At 36.9% G+C, this 18,074-nt stretch carries 17 protein-coding genes; 16 read left to right on the forward strand and 1 reads right to left on the reverse strand.

What is annotated here, in order from left to right; genetic code table 11:
* Positions 1 to 109 precede the first annotated feature (109 nt).
* From ezrA to mreD, 10 genes are all read left to right on the forward strand, one after another.
* Positions 110 to 1,825, forward strand: coding sequence for a septation ring formation regulator EzrA (gene ezrA / locus F5ESL0259_RS03635; protein ID WP_122037502.1), 1,716 nt, complete (start codon positions 110 to 112; stop codon positions 1,823 to 1,825).
* 165 nt (positions 1,826 to 1,990) lie between these two features.
* Positions 1,991 to 3,148, forward strand: a complete 1,158-nt coding sequence (locus F5ESL0259_RS03640) for a cysteine desulfurase family protein (RefSeq protein ID WP_122037503.1) — start codon at positions 1,991 to 1,993, stop codon at positions 3,146 to 3,148.
* A 6-nt stretch (positions 3,149 to 3,154) separates the two neighbouring features.
* Positions 3,155 to 4,372 carry a tRNA uracil 4-sulfurtransferase ThiI gene (thiI, locus tag F5ESL0259_RS03645; RefSeq protein WP_122037504.1) on the forward strand — a complete coding sequence of 406 codons (1,218 nt, stop codon included), beginning with the start codon at positions 3,155 to 3,157 and terminating at the stop codon, positions 4,370 to 4,372.
* Positions 4,373 to 4,640: 268 nt separating this feature from the next.
* A complete protein-coding gene (locus F5ESL0259_RS03650; protein WP_122037505.1) occupies positions 4,641 to 7,280 on the forward strand; it encodes a valine--tRNA ligase in 2,640 nt (879 codons plus the stop codon).
* A gap of 1 nt (position 7,281) precedes the next feature.
* Positions 7,282 to 8,559, forward strand: a complete 1,278-nt coding sequence (locus F5ESL0259_RS03655; protein ID WP_122037506.1) for a folylpolyglutamate synthase/dihydrofolate synthase family protein — start codon at positions 7,282 to 7,284, stop codon at positions 8,557 to 8,559.
* The gene (locus F5ESL0259_RS03660) at positions 8,540 to 9,220 is read left to right on the forward strand and encodes an HAD family phosphatase (RefSeq protein WP_122037507.1); all 681 of its coding nucleotides are present in this window, start codon (positions 8,540 to 8,542) and stop codon (positions 9,218 to 9,220) included. The genes F5ESL0259_RS03655 and F5ESL0259_RS03660 overlap by 20 nt, the downstream gene beginning before the upstream one ends.
* Positions 9,221 to 9,255: 35 nt before the next feature.
* Entirely contained in the window at positions 9,256 to 9,879 is a 624-nt protein-coding gene (locus F5ESL0259_RS03665; RefSeq protein ID WP_046324732.1) for a JAB domain-containing protein, read from the forward strand.
* Positions 9,880 to 9,976: 97 nt separating this feature from the next.
* Positions 9,977 to 10,981 carry a rod shape-determining protein gene (locus F5ESL0259_RS03670; protein ID WP_046324733.1) on the forward strand — a complete coding sequence of 335 codons (1,005 nt, stop codon included), beginning with the start codon at positions 9,977 to 9,979 and terminating at the stop codon, positions 10,979 to 10,981.
* A gap of 50 nt (positions 10,982 to 11,031) precedes the next feature.
* Complete coding sequence (mreC, locus tag F5ESL0259_RS03675; protein WP_122037508.1) at positions 11,032 to 11,883, forward strand: rod shape-determining protein MreC; 852 nt, start codon at positions 11,032 to 11,034, stop codon at positions 11,881 to 11,883.
* Positions 11,883 to 12,416, forward strand: coding sequence for a rod shape-determining protein MreD (mreD, locus tag F5ESL0259_RS03680; protein WP_122037509.1), 534 nt, complete (start codon positions 11,883 to 11,885; stop codon positions 12,414 to 12,416). Before mreC ends, mreD begins: the two co-directional genes overlap by 1 nt.
* Positions 12,417 to 12,445: 29 nt before the next feature.
* Here mreD and F5ESL0259_RS03685 read toward each other — a convergent pair whose 3' ends face one another.
* Positions 12,446 to 12,586: a DUF4044 domain-containing protein gene (locus F5ESL0259_RS03685; protein WP_084619544.1), complete on the reverse strand. Its 141-nt coding sequence runs from the start codon at positions 12,584 to 12,586 to the stop codon at positions 12,446 to 12,448.
* 101 nt (positions 12,587 to 12,687) lie between these two features.
* Between F5ESL0259_RS03685 and F5ESL0259_RS03690 the strand changes: the two genes are divergently transcribed.
* From F5ESL0259_RS03690 to mraY, 6 genes are all read left to right on the forward strand, one after another.
* Positions 12,688 to 13,014 (forward strand): DUF3397 family protein, encoded by a 327-nt coding sequence (locus tag F5ESL0259_RS03690; RefSeq protein ID WP_122037510.1) that lies wholly within the window; start codon positions 12,688 to 12,690, stop codon positions 13,012 to 13,014.
* Positions 13,015 to 13,180: 166 nt separating this feature from the next.
* Positions 13,181 to 13,612 carry a division/cell wall cluster transcriptional repressor MraZ gene (gene mraZ / locus F5ESL0259_RS03695; protein WP_110446015.1) on the forward strand — a complete coding sequence of 144 codons (432 nt, stop codon included), beginning with the start codon at positions 13,181 to 13,183 and terminating at the stop codon, positions 13,610 to 13,612.
* Positions 13,613 to 13,614: 2 nt separating this feature from the next.
* Entirely contained in the window at positions 13,615 to 14,562 is a 948-nt protein-coding gene (gene rsmH, locus F5ESL0259_RS03700; RefSeq protein ID WP_122037511.1) for a 16S rRNA (cytosine(1402)-N(4))-methyltransferase RsmH, read from the forward strand.
* A 12-nt stretch (positions 14,563 to 14,574) separates the two neighbouring features.
* Entirely contained in the window at positions 14,575 to 14,937 is a 363-nt protein-coding gene (ftsL, locus tag F5ESL0259_RS03705) for a cell division protein FtsL (RefSeq protein WP_046324739.1), read from the forward strand.
* An 11-nt stretch (positions 14,938 to 14,948) separates the two neighbouring features.
* Entirely contained in the window at positions 14,949 to 17,102 is a 2,154-nt protein-coding gene (locus F5ESL0259_RS03710) for a penicillin-binding transpeptidase domain-containing protein (RefSeq protein WP_370448799.1), read from the forward strand.
* Positions 17,103 to 17,108: 6 nt separating this feature from the next.
* Complete coding sequence (mraY, locus tag F5ESL0259_RS03715) at positions 17,109 to 18,071, forward strand: phospho-N-acetylmuramoyl-pentapeptide-transferase (protein WP_122037513.1); 963 nt, start codon at positions 17,109 to 17,111, stop codon at positions 18,069 to 18,071.
* Positions 18,072 to 18,074 lie beyond the last annotated feature (3 nt).

The following is an 18,074-nucleotide window of genomic DNA, read 5'->3' on the forward strand; positions in this document are numbered from 1 at the left end:
ATCTGATCGCACGATTTTATTTAAATAACGAATTTTATTGGCTTGAAAAAACTCTTGACCACAATAATGTAGAAGTTTGGTATAATTGGGGTAGTTTTGGAGGAAAATTATGTCACCAACTCAATCCATAGTTGTAATCATTGCAATTTTAATCATCATTATAATTATAGCCGCTATGTTAATAATCAATCGCCGCCAATTAAGGCAAATTCTTGAATTAGACGATTTGATTACCAAAATTGATAAAATGCATTTAGAAACAGATATTGTCAATCTGGATAAAATGGATTTAGCCGGTGAAAGTTTGACAACATTAACTACTTGGCGTAAAAACTACGAGCAGGCATTGGCTAAAAAGATTCCTGCAGCGCAGAACTTTCTTGAACAGGCTGCTGAGCAAAATACACACTATCACTTATTTAAAGCTCATAAAAATATTAAACAAGCCCGTGAAATCATGGATCCAACTTATAAAGATGCCAAGAACACTAAGGAAGTATTCACAGAATTACTTGAATCAAACCGTGAGAATCAAAAAAAATATAATGACTTGTTCAATGGCTTTAAAGAAATGCGTAAAGACATTCTGGCAAATTCATATGATTATGGTGCTGCTCTGGATCAGATTGAAAACGAATTGACAAATATTGAAAATGACTTTTCAGAAGCCAAGAGTTTGACTGCTCAAGGAGATCAAGTTGAAGCAAAACGTATTTTGTCAAAAATTAAAGCTGCTTTGACTAACATTAGTTCTATCCTACCCGAAATTAGGAATGCTCGTCACCAACTCAATAAAGTTTTTCAAGATCAGTTGAGTGAATTGTCCGACAGTTACAAGAAGATGATGTCTTCTAAATATTACATAACTCAGGTAGACGTTTTAGCTGAGATTAAAAAAATCAGAGGACAAGTAGCCGATGCAAATAATTTGCTCAAAGAACTTAAAGTGTCCGATCTCAAAGCAAAAAATGCGGAAATCCAAAAAGAAATTTCTGCTCTTTATGATATTTTAGCTAAAGAGTACAAAGCGAGACCATTTGTAGAAGAAAATCAAGATAAAATCCAGCGTCTGCTTGCTCACGAACAAGTTGAATCAAAAAAACTAGTAGCAAAATTGCGCCATATTGATGAGAGTTATGAGCTTACTCACAATGAACTTGCCACTAGTAGGAAGTTGGAACAGGAAGTCAATGATATGGAGCGGCAATATACGGTTGATACCCAGAATGTTGCTGATGGTAAGGGAGTTTATTCCAAAATTAAGTCATCGTGGTTGAGTATGCTGGAACGATTGCGTGAAATTAGTGATGAACAAAAGAAAATGTCCCAAGACGTTGATGGTCTTTATGATTCTGAAAATGTAGCCAATGATTCAATCAACCGCTTTAAGCAGGAAGTTTCTCTAGTTTATCGCCGTTTGGAACGTAAAAAAATCCCTGGTAATCCTGATACTTTTGTGCAAATGTATACTTTGGTTGTCAACGAGATTGGTCATGTGGCAAAAGAATTGAGTCAGGTAAGGCTAAACATGGAAAAGATTTCTCAGGAATTAATCCAAATTTCTGATGATGTCGAAAGGTTAAAACGAGAAGCAGATGACATAATTAATTCTGCAGATCTAGTTCAGCTAACCTTGCAATATTCTAATAAATATTCCAATAATGGTTCCATTAAAAGCGCTCAGAAAAAGGCAATGCAACTTTATGAACAGGATTATAACTATAAAGATGCTTTGGACACCATTGCAACTGCTATTGAAAAAGTTGAGCCAGGTTCATATCAACGCTTAGAAAATTTGTACTATTCTGATAAGAAAAATAGCTGATAAGAATCATAAACCTGCAGAAAATTATTTAGCTTTAAAATTAAAAAAAGAATTTTAAAGCTTTTTTAGTGCTCATGAATAAATAATTGAAGCTGACAAGAATTTAAGTTACAATTTATAAGTTAATAGCTGACCATGTAGTGTTTTTGGAGGGGGAGAACTTCCGTGATTTACTTTGACAACAGCGCCACGACTAAGATTGATCCTGCTGTTTTAGCCACTTATGATAAAGTAGCTCAAACCATTTGGGGCAATCCGTCCAGTTTACATAAACTGGGAGACCGTGCATTTCAACTTTTAGAAAGTTCACGTAAGCAAATTGCCAGTCTTTTGGGCACAAAACAGGATGAAATTTTCTTTACCTCTGGTGGAACTGAGTCAAATAACTGGGCAATAAAAGGAACCGCTTTGCAAAAACGGGAATTTGGCAAGCATCTCATTACTTCAAGCGTTGAACATGCTTCTGTTGCCAATGCTTTTAACGCTTTAGAATATATTGGCTTTCGTGTAACCCGTTTATCCGTTGATAAAGAAGGCCGTGTTAACGTAAATGATTTACGTAATGCTTTAGATTCTGATACCACTTTAGTTTCAATAATGGGCGTTAACAATGAAATTGGTACTATCCAGCCAATCGCTGAAATTAGTGATTTATTAACTAATTACCCAACTGTAAGTTTTCATGTGGATAATGTGCAAGCATTAGGTAAAAATATTTGGTCTCGTGTTTTTACCCCTCGTGTTGATTTTTCCAGTCTGTCAGCGCATAAATTTCATGCACCACGGGGTACCGGAATCCTTTATAAAAAAGAGGGCAAGATGCTTGCTCCCTTGCATGATGGTGGCGGTCAGGAAAAAGGTTTGCGTTCAGGTACTGAAAACTTACCGGCAATAGCAGGAATGGCTAAAGCAGTACGTTTGCTTTTGGAAAATGAACAGGAAAAAGCTCAACGTGAGGTTGAAATTAAAGCCAAAATAGTGAAGTATCTCCAAGATAAGCCAGGAATCACTATATTTTCACCATTGAATGATAACTTTGCCCCTCATATTTTATGTTTTGCTCTTGAAGGTATTCGAGGAGAGACTCTTGTTCATACACTCGAAGAGTATGACATTTATACTTCAACTACTTCGGCCTGTTCTTCCACTAAGACTGATCAAGCAAGCACATTGGTGGCAATGCATGTTGATGATAAAGTAGCAACAAGTGCGATTCGTCTTAGTTTTGATGAAACTAATACTCTTGCCGAGGCAGATGAATTTATTAAGGTCTTTGATAAAATTTACCATCATTTTGCCAGAATTAATCATTTAGGAGAATAATTTTTTATGAAATATACTGAAATAATGGTACGTTATGGTGAGCTGTCAACTAAAGGAAAAAATCGTAAAGATTTCATTGGCCGCTTAGCTGGTAACGTGACTAAAGTATTGCGCGATTTTCCGCAAGTCGAAATACACCCGCGGCATGACCGCATGCACATAGTTTTAAATGATGCACCTTTTGCAGAAGTTGATAAACGTTTAAAAAGGGTTTTTGGTATTCAAACTTATTCACCAACTATCAAAGTTGAAAAAACTTTGGCAAAAATTGAAGAAACTGCTCTAGCTTTAATGAAAGAAACTTTTAAAAAGGGTATGACTTTTAAAGTCAACACTAAACGCAGTGATCACCAATTTTTATATGATACCAATGAGTTGAATAAAATGGTGGGTGACTATCTCTTTGCCAATATGGAGAATTTAAAGGTAGAAATGAAACACCCTGACATTGTCCTTAGAATTGAAGTGCGCAAGGATGCTGTCTATATTTCTAATCAGTTACTTCGCGGTGCAGGTGGAATGCCCGTTGGGACAGGTGGACGCGCCGTTATGATGCTATCTGGCGGAATTGATTCGCCAGTAGCTTCATATTTAGCTCTTAAGCGTGGTGTTGATATTGAAATGGTTCATTTTTACAGTCCGCCATATACTACTGAAAAAGCGCTAAATAAGGCTAAAGAATTAACTGGAATTCTTGCTAATTATGCAGGCAAGATCAATTTTATTGCCGTGCCTTTTGCTGAAATTCAGGAAACCATTAAGGAAAAAATTCCTGAGGGTTATTTAATGACTGTGCAAAGAAGGCTCATGTTGCAGTTGGCAGATAAAATAAGAGCTAAAAGAAGAGGCCTGGCTATTTTTAACGGTGAATCCGTTGGTCAAGTGGCTTCGCAAACTTTGGAATCAATGGCTGCAATTAATGATGTGACGACCACACCAGTTGTCAGACCAGTTGCCACGATGGATAAAACTGAAATTATTAATTTGGCTGAAAAAATTGGTACTTTTGATTTGTCTATCCAGCCATTTGAAGATTGTTGTACAATTTTTGCCCCTCCTCGTCCCAAAACTAAGCCCAAAATCGATAAAGCACGGGAATTTGAAAATCGTTTGGATGTTGAAGGATTAATTGACCGCGCTCTAGCTGGTATACAAGTAACTTCAATTTATCCTAATGATAAGTTTTTGGCAGATAAAGCGGCAGAAGATGCTGCACTACTGTAAAAAACGTGTTATAATACGCCCAAAGCAATAATTGAGAGGTATTAACCTTATAGATAGAGAAAGGCTGATAGTGGTGAAAGGCCGAATGAAGGTTAATTGGTAGCTCAATTGGACTGATTGGCTGAACTAACAGTAGGCTGATCCGGCAAATTCGCCGTTATCATTATTAAGAGAGGCAGAATTTATTCTGCTTAACTTTAGGTGGTACCGCGGTTAATCACATCGTCCTAGACATGTTGTCTAGGACTTTTTTATTGGGAGGAGAACTATGACAGATTTAGCACCAAAATATGACCCACGCGAGGTTGAACAGGGTAGATATCAAAAGTGGCTTGATCAAGATTTATTTAAGCCATCTGGAGATAAAAAGGCACATCCGTATGCAATTGTTATTCCGCCACCAAATGTTACTGGTAAGCTTCATTTAGGTCATGCTTGGGATACAGCAATTCAGGATACATTAATTAGATTTAAAAGAATGCAGGGTTATGATACCTTGTATCTTCCGGGAATGGATCATGCCGGAATTGCAACTCAGGCAAAAGTTGAGGCTAAATTACGCAAACAGGGTAAAGACCGTCATGAAATGGGACGTGAAGCTTTTGTTAAACAAGTTTGGGACTGGAAAGATGAGTACGCTGCTATTATCAAGAGCCAGTGGGCAAAATTGGGCCTGTCACTAGATTATTCACGTGAAAGATTTACATTAGATAAGGGTTTGTCTAAAGCTGTTCGCCGCGTCTTTGTCCAACTTTACAATGAAGGATTAATTTATCGCGGGGAATACATTATCAATTGGGATCCTGAGTTGCAAACAGCTTTAAGCGATATCGAAGTTATTCACCAAGACGATAAAGGCGCTTTTTATCATATTAAATATCCGTTTGCGGATGGTTCTGGCTTTGTTGAAATTGCAACTACACGTCCTGAAACCATGTTCGGTGATACTGCTGTTGCCGTGGCACCAGGGGATGAACGATATAAAGATCTTGTCGGCAAAGAATTAGTTTTACCGCTAGTGGGACGCCATATTCCAATTATTGAAGATCAACACGTTGATCCTGAATTTGGTACAGGTTTAGTAAAGATTACACCTGCTCATGACCCTAACGACTTTTTAGTCGGCAATCGTCATAACTTAAAACGGATTAACGTCATGAACGACGATGGCACTATGAACGAAAATGCCGGTAAGTATGAAGGGATGGATCGTTTTGAGTGCCGTGAAGCATTAGTTAAGGACCTGAAGGAACAGGGCTATCTGATTAAAGTTAAGCCGATTGTGCACTCTGTTGGACACTCAGAGCGTTCTGGCGTTCAAGTTGAACCTCGTCTTTCCACTCAATGGTTTGTTAAGATGAAACCATTAGCTGAAGCTGCATTAAAAAATCAGGAAACTGACAATAAGATTACTTTTGTTCCTGAAAGATTTGAGCGTACTTTTAAACAATGGATGGAAAACATCCACGATTGGGTTATTTCTCGTCAGTTATGGTGGGGTCACCAAATTCCAGCTTGGTATAACAAGAAGACTGGTGAAATGTACGTTGGTGAAGAAGCGCCAAAGGACATTGAAAACTGGAACCAAGATCCAGATGTATTAGATACCTGGTTCTCAAGTGCATTATGGCCATTTTCAACGATGGGCTGGCCAGATGAAGATTCAGCCGATTATAAACGTTATTTCCCAACTAATGCGTTGGTTACTGGCTATGACATTTTACCGTTTTGGGTAGCCAGAATGATATTCCAAGGCTTACACTTCACTCATCAACGTCCATTTAAAGATGCTGTCTTTCATGGATTAATCAGGGATGAGCAAGGGCGCAAGATGAGTAAATCATTGGGTAACGGTGTTGACCCAATGGATGTTATTGACCAGTATGGTGCCGATGCTTTACGCTGGTTCTTGCTTAACGGTACAGCTCCAGGTCAAGATACTCGTTATAATCCTAAACAATTGGCATCTGCTTGGAACTTTATCAATAAGATTTGGAATGCTGCTAGATTCGTAATTATGAATTTACCAGAAGATGCACAACCTGCTCATATGCCAGATACAGCTAAATTTGATTTAGCAGATGGTTGGATTTTTGATCGCCTAAATCATACTGTTAGTGAAGTTATACGATTATTTGATGATTATCAATTTGGTGAAGCTGGTCGTGAATTATACAACTTCATTTGGAACGACTTCTGTGACTGGTACATCGAAATGGCCAAAGTGGCTTTGAATGGTAGTGATGAAGAATTAAAAGCAAGAAAACAAGATAATTTAATTTGGATTCTTGACCAAATCTTGCGTTTATTACATCCAATTATGCCATTTGTAACTGAAAAGCTTTGGCTCTCAATGCCACACGATGGTGAGTCAATTATGGTGGCTAAGTATCCTGAAGTACATGCTGAATTTGAAAATGAACCAGCTTGTCATGACATGGCTTTCTTAATTGAAATTATTAAGGCGGTACGTAACATTCGCATGGAAGTAAATGCTCCGTTATCTTCTTCAATAGACATCATGATTCAGTTAGAAGACGCAAAGAATGAAAGAATTTTAACTGACAATGAAGATTACGTTAAGAACTTCTTGCATCCAAAGGAATTAACCATTTCAACTCAAATTGCTGCACCAAAACTTGCTAAAACTGCGGTGATTTCAGGAGCTCAGATCTTTGTGCCGTTAGCTGATTTAGTCAATATTGCAGATGAAATCAAGCGCATGACCAAAGAAGAAAAAGATTTGCAAGCTGAAGTTGAACGCTCAACTAAGAAACTAAATAATCAAGGCTTTGTCGCACATGCTCCGGAAGCTGTGGTAAATAAAGAAAAGGCGAAAAAAGCTGATTATGAAAGTCAACTTCAAAGCGTTCAGGAAAGAATTAAAGAATTAAAGAAGAGTGAATAGCGTGACTTTTACCAAAGCTCAAGATGTGATTAATTATTTATACTCACTTCCTAAATTACATGAAAAAGCAGATTTAACATATATTAAGACAATTTTGGCTATGTTAGGTAATCCGCAAGATCAGATAAAAACAATCCATGTTACGGGCACGAATGGTAAAGGCTCAACTTCTTACTATTTAAGTAATTTGTTGCAAAAGGCTGGTCAAAAGACTGGCCTTTTTGTTTCGCCCTACGTTTTTGAATTTAACGAGCGAATTCAGCTGAATGGTCAAAATATCAGTAACCAAAGTTTGATTGGAATAGCTAATAAAATAGAGTCGGTTTTGACAAAAATTCGTAAAAACAATCCTGCTTTTTCATTAGTGACGTTTGAATATGAAGTAGTATTGGCATTTCTTTATTTTGCACAAGAAAAATGTGACTATGCTGTGATAGAAGTTGGCATAGGTGGTGAACATGACAAAACTAATGTCATTACACCGCAAGTTAGTGTGATTACTACAGTTGGACTAGATCATGAGCAAGTTATCGGACCAACGCTAGCAGATATTGCCCGTGAAAAAAGTGGCATAATAAAGAAAAATCGGCCAGTTGTTTTAGGTAATATTCCAAAGGAAGTGCTACCTATTATTCAGCAAAAGGCTCAAAAAGAAAATGCTCTGGTTAAAAAACTTGGTTCTGACTTTAATGTTTTACTTCAAGAAAACTTGGAGTATCAAGACCAATTTCAAAACATTTCTTTTTTACCCAGGCCACTAGTTGAAGGCTATGATATTGGTATTGCAATTCAAGCCTTTAGCTTATTAAATCTATCACTTTCTGCTTCAGAGATAGAAGATGCAATAAACCAAACAACTGTACCTGGACGTTATCAAATCTTGCAAAATAATCCTTTAATTATCCTTGATGGAGCGCACAATATTCAGGCAATGCAAAACCTGCTAAATTTTGCTCATTTTAAGCAGAAAAAAAAGCAAGGAAAAATTAGAGTATTGATGATGATGATGAAAGATAAGGATATTGAGCAAGTTTTTAAACTGTTTAAACCGGCAGATGAAGTTCACTTAACTACAATTGATTATCCGCGTGCAGCTAAAAAAGAAGACTATCCGGTTTGGATTCAAAAAAAATATCATTATCACGTTGACTGGCGAACTTCTTATCAAGAATTAAAGCAGAAGAGTCAAACAAATGATATACTGCTAGTATCAGGATCATTTTACTTAGTTGGGGATATTTTACAAATGGAGATAAAAGATGCGTGTTCAAGGCATTAAGGATGATATCAAAGGCATTTTGTTTGATATGGATGGCTTGCTGGTTAATTCCGAAAATTTATACTGGGAAGCCAATATTCAGGCAGCTAAGGAGGCAAATCTTGGTACGCCCGATGATATTTATCTCAAATTAGTTGGCTCGACAACAACTGATATGGACGATTTTTACCAGCAATACTTTAAGAATAAAGAACAACGTGACCAATTTATTAAACGTACTGATGAACTAGTATGGCAGTGGACTGAACAAGGTAAATTAAAGTTAAGGCCGGGAGTGCAAAAAGCTCTTGATCGGTTTCAGGCTGCCGGATTGCCTATGGCTGTGGTAACCAGTAATTCTGAAAATGTGGTGGAGCATAATTTATGGGCCACAGGAACGCGTAACTATTTTCAATTTCACTTAAATTATGACGATGTAAAAAATAATAATGTCAAGCCTAAGCCTGCACCAGATATTTATCTTTTGGCAGCCCAAAAATTACATGTTGCCAAAAATAATATTTTAGCATTCGAAGATTCTTCTCCTGGCTTGCTAGCTGCTGTTAATGCCGGCTTAAAATGTGTAATGGTGCCGGATTTAATTCCAGCTACCGCCGAAGATCATCAGAATGCGGCTTTTGTTTGTCAAGATTTCTTTGAATTTTTACAAAAAGTTAGTTAGTTTTGGCGTATATAAATAGTGAAAGGAATGATTTTATGGAATTAATAAGGTCTCATCACTATTTAATTAAAACTGACTGGGAAATGCTGAACAGTTTTTTTGATGAACTGAAAGAACATGGAATTGAAAATTTTGATGAACTTCTTGTTAAGTTGGAAGAATTAAAGATAAGAAATGCCAATGATCTGCTTAAATATGTTTCTGGTGACCAATGCTGTGACAGTTTAGCAATTTTAGGTGAGGGATTACTTGAAAGATTGCGCTCCGCGGTATCAGACCGGGAACTTATTATGACTTCAAGCGATGAAGTTGGTACTTATTTATTAGATAAATTTGCAGGACATAAACAAGAAGAACTATGGGCAATCTACATAGATAACAGTAATCATATAATTGCTGAAAAGAAGTTGTTTCAAGGTACTTTGGATAAGTCAATTGCGCATCCACGAGAGGTTTTTCGTTGGGCAGTTATTTATGCCTGTGCCGGCTTCTTTGTAGTGCATAATCATCCCAGCGGTAATTTGTTACCTTCAAAAAGTGATATTGAACTCACTGAGATGCTTCATGAGGCAGCAAAACTATTTCGGATTGAATTTCTTGATCATTTTATTGTGGGCAAAGGAAATTACTTTAGTTTCTGTGAACGGCAATTATTTTAAAATCATCTTAAAGTTACGTTCCATTTTCTTTTTTAAGTTGCACTTTATGCTATAATTATTCAAGATTTAGAGACTGCAATAATAAGGAGAGATTTACGTGTTTGGATTAGGAGCAAAAAATATTGGCATTGACTTAGGAACTGCCAATACTCTTGTTTATATGGAAGGTAAAGGGATTGTTTTAAGAGAGCCTTCTGTGGTGGCAAAAAACACCCATACCGGCAAGGTAATTGCGGTAGGGTCAGAAGCAAGAGAAATGATCGGCAGAACACCAGAAAGTATAGTGGCTATTAGGCCAATGAAAGATGGCGTAATTGCTGATTATGATACAACTGCCTCAATGCTTAAGTATTTTATCGAAAAGACTGTTGGCAATTCCAAACCTTCAGCTATGATTTGTGTACCTTCTGGTGTTACTGAGGTTGAAAAGCGGGCAGTGATTGATGCTGCTCGTGTAGCTGGAGCACGTGAAGCTTTTGTAATAGAAGAACCATTTGCAGCTGCTATTGGGGCAGGATTGCCAGTAATGGATCCCACTGGCTCAATGGTTGTAGATATTGGTGGGGGAACTACCGATGTTGCCACTATTTCTTTAGGGGGAATAGTTTCTTCTACCTCAATCCGCCAAGCCGGTGATAAGTTCAATACGGCAATTGTGAATTATGTTCACTCTAATTTTAATTTGCTGATTGGTGAGAGAACTGCTGAAGATATTAAAATTCAGATTGGTTCTGCTTCAGTTGAAAAGGCTAAAGATATTGAAGCAGTCAATATTCGTGGCCGTGATTTAGTTACTGGTTTACCAAAATCAGTTGATGTAAAAGCAGTCGATGTAGCTCATGCTATTCAAGATGTTGTTCAGGACATTATCGTTGCAATTAAGGAAACGCTTGAACAGACCTCTCCTGAAATAGCAGCAGACGTCATTGATCACGGAATTGTATTAACAGGCGGTGGAGCTTTACTAAAAAACTTACCTGAGATTATTTCCGAAGCTACTAAAGTGCCAGTATTTATAGCCCAAGATCCACTAGATTGTGTTGCAGTTGGTACAGGTGAGTCTCTGAAAAATATTGAAGTAATGCGCAAAAATCGCAGATAATACTAAAAGTCGGCTGTTTTCGCCGGCTTTTCTTTAGGGACTGTTTCCAAATGAAGAAATTTCTACAAAACAAAAAATTATTATCGGCATGTATAGCAGTTATTTTGGCTTTTACTGTTATAGGAGGCAGTGTCAGCTTACGTAATAGACGTGATACCCCCCTGATTATTCAGAGTTTTGGCAATGATGTGGTCGCAGTGGGATCAAGAATAATTGATTTTCCATTAAGTTTTGTTTCTGGCAGTTTAAATAATGTTCACGATTTGTTGAATACTCAAGATGAAAATAACTACCTCAAGAGCAAAGTTACTGACTTAGAACAAACAAAAGCTCGTAATGCTAGCTTGGAAGCTGAAAACAAACAACTTAAATCAGCATTAAAAGTAAAAAATACGCTTACTGACTATAATATTATTCAAGCATCTGTCATTTCTCGTTCACCGGACAGTTGGACAGACCTGTTGGTTATTAATAAAGGATCTACATCTGGCTTGCGTAAAAATATGGCGGTAATGTCCGGCGGTGGTATTATTGGTCGCATAATAGAAGTCAATGCCGCTACTGCAAAAGTTGAATTAATAACAACTAGTGATAAATCAGCCAATCGTTTCGCAGTTGAAGCACAAGCCGTAAACGGAAAAAAAGTTCATGGAATTATTACGGTAATCGGTAACAAGACACTAGCATTTACTCAGGCGGTCGACAGTAAAAAACTAAAGCGTGGTGCAAAAATTTACACTAGCGGATTAGGTGGTAATTCACCCAAAGGATTATTGGTAGGAACAGTTTCTACTACAACCCATGATACATTTGGCTTATCTGATTTAATTAAAATTAATCCAGCAGGTGAATTAAATGATCCTTCTGTAGTTTCAGTTATTAAAAGGAAAGTGAACGACTAATGAAGTCTCTGCGAAAATTTAGTCTTGTTATAGCTTTATATATAGTTTTAGCTATCAGCGGCAGTTTGTCTTTATTCTTTCACCGGTTTTTTTTAATAGGTAATGCTACAAACTTATTGGTACCCGTTAGCATGATGTTAATAGCACTTTTTGATGACACTAATCATAAAGAGATTTGGTTAGCTTTTGGTACTGGTGTAGTAAGTGATATTTATTTTTTTGGTATTATCGGTGTTTATGCCATTAGTTTACCTATAATTTGCTGGCTGTTGCAAAAAACTGCCAGATTTTTACCAGAAGTTTTTTGGGCACGAATTTTAGCGATTTTAATCGCTTCTATTCTGATTGAGTGCTATACTTGGCTTATTATGAATACGACAGGTCTGACGAGTATTAGTTCAATGAAATTGTTAAAAAGTATTTTGCCAACCTTATGCTGGGCATTTATTTTCGCTTCCGTTACTTATAAATTATGGTGGAATTTAGCTGATAACTATCCCTTTATGGTAAATTTAAATAATTATCAACAATAAAAAACGTGAGACAATGATCTCACGCTTTTTTATTCGAAAAAGCCAAAGCTAGATAATGCACCAACAACTTGCATTACTACAGCAGCTAAAGTTATTATTGCCATTAGCCAGGCCATGGCAATTGTTAGCTTTTGAAATTTAGATCTCTTTTTCTTATGTCTTCTCGTCATTGATAGACCTCCCTGTTTGAACAATATTTTATGCTACTTAAAAGTTTTTTTCAATCAGAGAGTAAGATAAAATAGAGAATAGATAATAGAGGATATAGCCAATGTTTTTAATTTTTTTGATACCTATTGTTGGTCTTGCTTTAGCTTTTCTTATTAATAAGATGTTTCCCAAGGCTCACTTTCGCGGATACGATTTATTACCATTCTTTTTTATATACGCATGTCACTTGATTACCCTGAAGCAGAAAAGGCCTGAGTTTTTGCCTTATGGTTTTTTTGTCTTCTTCATTTTAATTATAATAATTGCTATAACTGAAGCAATTAAAAATAAGAATTTGTCCATAAGTAAAACTTTCCGCAAAATATGGGACTATTTAACTGTTAATACTATTTTTTGGTATTTAGGATTATTATTTTTAATGATATAGTCAAACTTAAAATAAAAAATTAGAAAAAATATTAGTCGCAAACCTGAACTGGTTTGCGACTTTTGCTTTTTGTGTCATTAAAAAATAAATATTTAACTTTTTTTGACTAAAATGTGGTAGGAAGTGGTGAATTGTGGTAAATTATTTAGTGGAAGGGGGCAATGTCATGTTCATGGGTGAATATCATCACAATCTCGACAGTAAAGGGCGTTTAATAATACCTGCCCGTTTGCGTAGTCAAATTGGAGAAAAAATGATATTTACTCGTGGAATGGAAGGCTGCATTTTTGGCTATACCACTGAGGCATGGCAAGAAATTGAAGCCAAACTAGCCCACCTTCCTTTGACTAAGAGGAATGCACGCAGTTTTACGCGTTTATTTTATTCTGGTGCAATGGAATGCGAATTTGATAAGCAAGGGCGTGTGAATCTGACCACAACGTTGAAGAAGCACGCTTGCCTTGTTAAAGAATGTGTCATTATAGGAGTTTCTGATCGAATTGAGATTTGGTCAAAGGAACGTTGGGAAAAATTTAGTGATGAAGCCAACGAGAACTATGATGATATCGCAGAAAATTTAGATGATTTGGAACTATAAACATGGAATTCAAACACACCAGTGTACTCTTACATCAAACAATCGAAAATTTAAACCCCAAAAATGGTGGTCTTTATGTGGACGCAACTTTTGGCGGCGGCGGTCATGCAAAATACTTACTGAGCAAACTTGTTAGTGGTACCGTGATTGGTTTTGATCAAGATGAATATGCAATAAATTCGGCCAAGTTAAACTTTGCCGATTTACTTAAATCTGAAGCAGACCCTAAATTACAATTAGTACACGACAACTTTAGTCATTTAAAAATTAACTTAGTTAAGCTGGGTTATCAAAATGGCATTGACGGTATCTATTATGACTTGGGCGTTTCCTCTCCCCAATTTGATCAGGCAAAAAGAGGTTTTTCTTACCGCTTCGATGCCAGATTGGATATGAGAATGGATCAGGATCAAAGTCTCGATGCTTACCAATTAGTTAATGACTCAAGTCAAAAGGAACTGGCTAATATTTTGTATAAATTTGGCGGAGAAAAGTATTCTCGCCAGATCGCTCATAAAATTGTCCTTAAAAGACAAAAAAAGCCAATTGCGACAACCTTTGAACTGGTTGATGTTATTAAGGAAGCAATTCCTGCGTTTGCAAGAAGGACTGGAGGGCATCCAGCAAAAAAGACTTTTCAGGCTTTGCGTGTTGCTGTAAACCACGAGCTTGATGCTTTAAGTACATCACTTGAGGAAGCGATCAAACTACTCAAACCGGGCGGTCGCATTAATGTGATTACTTTTCAGTCTGATGAAGACAAAATTGTAAAAAATATTTTTAAAAAATACTCCGATGTTGAGGTACCTAGGGGAATGCCTGCTATTCCCGATGACTTGAAGCCAACGCTTCGATTAGTAAATCGTAAGCCCATTGTTGCTTCAACTGAAGAGCTTAAAAATAACAATCGCTCACACAGTGCCAAGTTGCGGGTTGCAGAAAAATTGTAAAGAGGAAAAACAATGGCTGATAATTTAGCAAGAAAAATAGAGTTTAATCCTAATGAGCAAAGAGATCCAGAGAAGAGACAACGTCAAGTTCTCAATCATCACAACGTTGCTTGGACCGGCTTCGAAAAGTCCTTGCTTATATTGGGAACAATGATCACAATTGGCTTAATGACAATGCTCGTTTCTTCTAGTATTTCTGCTACTTCAGCTCAACATGAACTTACTAGTTTGCAGCGCTCGGTTGCAAAAGAGCAAAGTCAAGTTGGAGATTTGCATCAAGAATTAGGTGAGTTGACCTCAAGCTCAAGAATGAATAAAATTGCTCGCAGCAAGGGGTTGGCTTTGAATGAAAAAAATATTAGGACTATACGCTAATGAATAAGCACATTAGTAAAAGAAATAACTTAAATTCCAAAGCCCACGGATACCGTTTTACAGTCGGGAGATTTCTCGAGGTAGCTGTTGCTTTGGTTTTTCTTGTATTTATAGGCAGATTTTTATATCTTGGAATCTCAAAAACCGTTAATGGACAAGATTTAACCGCTAAGATCGAGCAATTGTATATGCGTAATCAAGTGTTGAAAGCCAATCGGGGAAATATTTATGACCGGAATGGTTTAGCTGTAGCGCAGGATTCTCATTTATACACAATTTATGCCATTCTAGATAAATCTTCCATTAATTACAAAAATAAGCCGGAATATGTTGTTAACAAAAGTAAAACTGCTGAAAAGTTAGCACAAGTTTTACCTCTTAAAGCAAATAAAATTTTAAAGTATCTTAATCCTTCGCAGCCGGTTTTTCAGGTACAATTTGGTACGGCCGGTTCTAATTTGACCAAAAAACAAAAAGACCGGATTGAAAAAATGAATTTGCCGGGAATTAAATTTTTTGAAACTCAGTCACGGTTGTACCCTAATGGTAATTTTGCATCACACATAATTGGTATGGCTACACCAGTTTATGATAAAAAAACAAGACAACAAAATTTAGAGGGTACAATGGGACTGGAAGCTTGGTATGACGACGTTCTTACCGGAAAAAACGGCTATCAGGTTTCAGCTGTTGATGCCTCAAATTTCCAGACGCCAAATAGTACCCATACTTATAAAGCCCCTGTAGATGGTAATAATATATATCTAACTATTGACTCGCAGTTGCAGGAATGCCTTGAAAGTAGGTTATCTTATGTTCAGGATACCTTTAATCCCGTTTCTATGACAGCCGTTGTGGAAGATATGAAGACGGGAAAAGTGTTAGCTGCTTCACAAAGACCAAGCTTCAACCCGCAGACCAAAAAGGGACTTAAAAATTCTTATCGCAATATTTTGGTGCAAGATACATATGAACCCGGATCAGTTTTTAAAGTCCTGACATTGTCCTCTGCCGTCAATAGTGGGAACTATCATCCAAATCAATATTATAATTCAGGATCAGTTTCTGTGAATGGCTCAGTAATTCACGATTGGAAGCCGCGTGGCTGGGGAAGCATCCCTTTTTCACAAGCATTTCCACGGTCAAGCAATACCGGATTTGTTCATATTGAGCAGCAGATGGGTGCTAAGACTTGGAAAAAGTATTTAAGAAAGTTTCACATTGGTCAGAAAACTGGCGTAACGCTCCCAGGTGAACAACCAGGATTGATCGCGTTTAATTCACCTATTGATCAAGCTGTCACTAGTTTTGGACAGGGCGTTGATGTGAACGTCATGCAAATGATGCAAGCTTTTAGCAGCTTGGCGAATAATGGTCAAATGGTAAAACCCCAATTTGTTGAAAAAATTACGGATGCAGATGATCACACAATAACGGGTTATCAAATAAAAAATGTTGGCAGACCAGTTTATAGTAAAGAAACAGCAAACATAGTTCTTGGAAACATGCGACAAGTTTTAAATAAAAGAATTGGTACGGGAGCTGCATACCAGATGAAAAATCAAAGTATTGCTGTTAAAACGGGAACAGCTCAAATTGCTAATCTTAAAGGTGGTGGCTATCTTAAGGGTAACAATAATTACATCTTTTCCGTAGTTGGCGTTACACCCGCTAAACATCCACGTTATTGCATTTATATCACTGTCAAGCAGCCTCAAAGAATGAGTAAACCGGCTGAAGTAATTCTTTCTTCAATTTTTAAACCTGTAATGAATAGAACAATTCTTATGTCTAAAAATGGCTTAAGCAGTTCAACCATGATTAAAATACCTGATTTAGCAGGGCAAAATTATAAGGAAGCTGAAGCAATTGCTCAACAGGTTGGTTTCAGACTTGTCAGGATTGGTTCAGGTGATAAAATAACCAAGCAGTCTTATCAGGTAGGTCAAAAAAAGCAGTCTGGTAAATTAATGCTGGTGCGGACTGCTGGCATTATAAAGTGTCCTAATATGAAAGGCTGGACAAATGATGAGCTGCAGCAGTTTGCAGATTTGACTGGAGCTAAATTAAGCATTAAGGGTACAGGTGCAGTATCTAAGCAAAGTGTAACTGTTGGTGAAACTGTCAAATCCGGGACAAAAATAAAAATACAATTAAAGGAGTAGCATTTTATGCTGATCATAAGCATTATTGCATTAGTAAGTTCGTTGGCGTTAACTGGGATTATTTTACCCTGGATGATTATTTTCATGAGGTCACACCATGAAGGACAGGAAATTCGTGATGAAGGTCCTAAATGGCATGAAAAGAAGTCTGGTACACCTACAATGGGTGGTGTGGTTTTTGTTTTAGCAGCCACAGTTTCTACAATCTGGGTTTGTGTATGGCAACACGAAGTCACAAAAATGATGTGGATTTTATTAATCAGTTTGCTAGGCTACGGTATTATAGGCTTCTTAGATGATAGTATAAAATTGTTTTACAAACGTAACTTGGGTCTTCGTGCATGGCAAAAATTTTCTTTACAAATTTTGGTTGCTATTCTAATTATTATTATCGCGGCAACGGATCATTTTCAGTTTAAACTTTTCATACCGTTTTTTGGTGTAGTTAATAGTGTTGTTTTATTCACAATTTTTGTAATTTTCTGGTTGGTAGGTTATTCCAACGCAGTTAATCTGTCAGATGGTTTAGATGGTCTAGCAACTGGGCTGGCAATTATTGCTTATGCCACTTACTCTTATATTGCACTTAAGCAAAAAAACTTTGCCGTTTTAATTTTTTGCATGAGTGTCATAGGTGGCTTAATTTCATTTTTTATTTTTAATCATAAGCCTGCTAAAATTTTTATGGGTGATGCAGGATCTCTGGCTTTGGGAGGAGGACTGGCCGCTGTCAGTATCTTTTTAAATAGACCCTGGTCACTTTTGTTAGTGGGAATTGTATTTGTATGTGAAACAGCGAGCGTGATTTTGCAGGTTATCTCTTTTCAAACAACTGGTAAACGGATTTTCAAAATGACACCAATACATCATCATTTTGAAATGCTGGGCTACTCTGAATGGAAAGTAGACATTATTTTCTGGATTGTTGGCTTACTGGGAAGTATCTTGTATTTAGTAATATGGGGATAAAAT

The organism is Lactobacillus sp. ESL0259 (assembly GCF_003693045.1).
GTDB lineage: Bacteria > Bacillota > Bacilli > Lactobacillales > Lactobacillaceae > Lactobacillus > Lactobacillus melliventris.